The organism is Dietzia sp. E1, from assembly GCF_014145015.1.
Classification (GTDB): domain Bacteria; phylum Actinomycetota; class Actinomycetes; order Mycobacteriales; family Mycobacteriaceae; genus Dietzia; species Dietzia cinnamea_A.
Genome location: NZ_JAALDU010000060.1, coordinates 1 through 1,979 on the forward strand (window position 1 = coordinate 1; position 1,979 = coordinate 1,979).

The 1,979-nt window shown below is 73.7% G+C and carries 2 protein-coding genes; both read right to left on the minus strand.

Annotated features, from left to right (window positions below; translation table 11 throughout):
* Positions 1 to 165 precede the first annotated feature (165 nt).
* Complete coding sequence (locus G6030_RS02720; protein ID WP_061916452.1) at positions 166 to 1,092, minus strand: RluA family pseudouridine synthase; 927 nt, start codon at positions 1,090 to 1,092, stop codon at positions 166 to 168.
* The gene (gene lspA / locus G6030_RS02725; protein ID WP_182642130.1) at positions 1,085 to 1,687 is read right to left on the minus strand and encodes a signal peptidase II; all 603 of its coding nucleotides are present in this window, start codon (positions 1,685 to 1,687) and stop codon (positions 1,085 to 1,087) included. The genes G6030_RS02720 and lspA overlap by 8 nt, the downstream gene beginning before the upstream one ends.
* Between the last annotated feature and the right edge of the window lie 292 nt (positions 1,688 to 1,979).

The window sequence follows — 1,979 nt, forward strand, 5'->3', positions numbered from 1 at the left end:
GGTCGAGGTAGTCGCCGACGCGCTCGCCGGGGTCGGGGCCCAGGGCGTCGCTCATCACCCCCGGGCTCCGCGGGAGCTCGGTGCGCAGCGCGGTGAGGATCGTCACCAGCGCCAGGACGACCACCACCCCCACGCCGGCGGCCCGCAGCAGCCGCGCGGCGCCGGTCATGCGTCGCGGAGGACGTCGATCGCGTGCTGCAGGTCGTCGGGGTACCGGCTCGCGAAGTCCACGCGCGCCCCCGTGCCCGGATGCTCGAAGCCCAGGCCCACCGCGTGCAGCCACTGCCGCTCGAGCCCCAGCCGCCGCGCGAGGACCGGGTCCGCGCCGTACGTGAGGTCACCCGCACACGGGTGGTGCAGCGCCGAGAAGTGCACGCGGATCTGATGGGTGCGCCCCGTCTCGAGCTTCACCTCGACCAACGTCGCCGCCTGGTGCGCCTCGAGGGTGTCGTAGTGCGTGATCGACGGCTTGCCGTCGGAGGTGACCGCGAAGCGCCAGTCGTTCGACGTGTGCCGGCCGATGGGCGCGTCGATCGTCCCCGAGAGCGGGTCGGGGTGGCCCTGCACCAGCGCGTGGTAGGTCTTGTCGACGGTCCGGTCGCGGAACGCCCGCTTGAGCAGCGTGTACGCCCGCTCCGACGCCGCCACCACCATGAGGCCGGAGGTCCCCACGTCGAGGCGGTGGACGATCCCCTTGCGCTCCGGCGGTCCCGAGGTCGAGATGCGGTACCCGGCGGCGGCCAGGCCGCCGATCACCGTGGGACCGGTCCACCCGACCGAGGCGTGCGCGGCCACACCGACGGGCTTGTCGACGACGACGATGTCCGCGTCCGAGTACACGACCGCCATCCCCTCGACCGGCTCGGCGACCACCGCCGGCTCGGCCCGCGGCTCCGGCATCTCGACCTCGATCCAGGACATCCCGGTGAGCTTGTCGGACTTGCCCACCGTGCGGCCGTCGAGCAGAACCTTGCCCTCGCCGGCCAGGTCCGCCACCGCGGTGCGCGAGATGCCCAACAGCCGGGAGACGCCGGCGTCGACGCGCATGCCGTCGAGACCGTCCGGCACGGGGAAGGTACGCAGCTCACCCATCGGCCGGGTCCCCCTTGGCGACGGGGGCGGCGTCGTCCGACACGCGCGAGCCGTCGAAGTCGATGTTGCGCAGGACCGCCACCGCCACCACGATCACGCCGGCGACCAGGCAGGAGTCCGCGACGTTGAACACCGGCCACCAGCCGACGGACATGAAGTCCACGACGTGGCCCTGCAGGATCCCGGGCGCCCGGACGTAGCGGTCCACGAGGTTGCCGGCGGCGCCACCGAGGATGAGCCCCAGCCCCCACGCCCACCATGTGGAGTGGACGCGGCGGGAGAACCACAGCAGCCCCAGCACCACGACCGTGGCGACGACGCTGAGCACGACCGTGAACTCCGTGCCAATCGAGAACGCGGCGCCAGGATTGCGCAGCAGCACCAGCCGCACCGTGTCGCCGATGAGCTCGATCGGGCGGGCGTTCTCCAGGTTGGCCACGGCGAGCACCTTGGTGACCTGGTCGACCAGGATCACCACCGCCGCGACCGCCAGCATGACCACCGGCCCGGCGCGGAAGTACCCGGGCGCGGCCGCGCGAGGCCCGGGTGTGCTCGCTCCCGCGGCGTCAGGCCGCGTGCCGTCGGTCTCCGTCATGGTGCCCAGTATCCCTGATGACGTCGCCGACCCGGCGGCTGCGGGTGGGCGGCCCCGGATGACGTGGGTGAGCGAGGTCGGCGGGCTACGGCGGACGACCCTCTAGGCTCGGGGCGTGGACCCGCGATCGACCGTCATCCCCGGCCCCTCCCGAACCACCCGCCGCGAGCGTGGCGGCGACCGAGGACGGGGTGGCCGCGGCGGCTCCGGTCGACGTCTCCTCGCGGCCGCGCTCGCGGCCACCCTCGTAGTCGGTACCGCCGGGTGCGCCGACGACGACGCCTCCGACCCC

Excerpts from the sequence above, each read along its gene's own strand:
- G6030_RS02720 (WP_061916452.1), bottom strand. The coding sequence starts at position 1,092 with ATGGGTGAGCTGCGTACCTTCCCCGTGCCGGACGGTCTCGACGGCATG.
- lspA (WP_182642130.1), bottom strand. The coding sequence starts at position 1,687 with ATGACGGAGACCGACGGCACGCGGCCTGACGCCGCGGGAGCGAGCACA.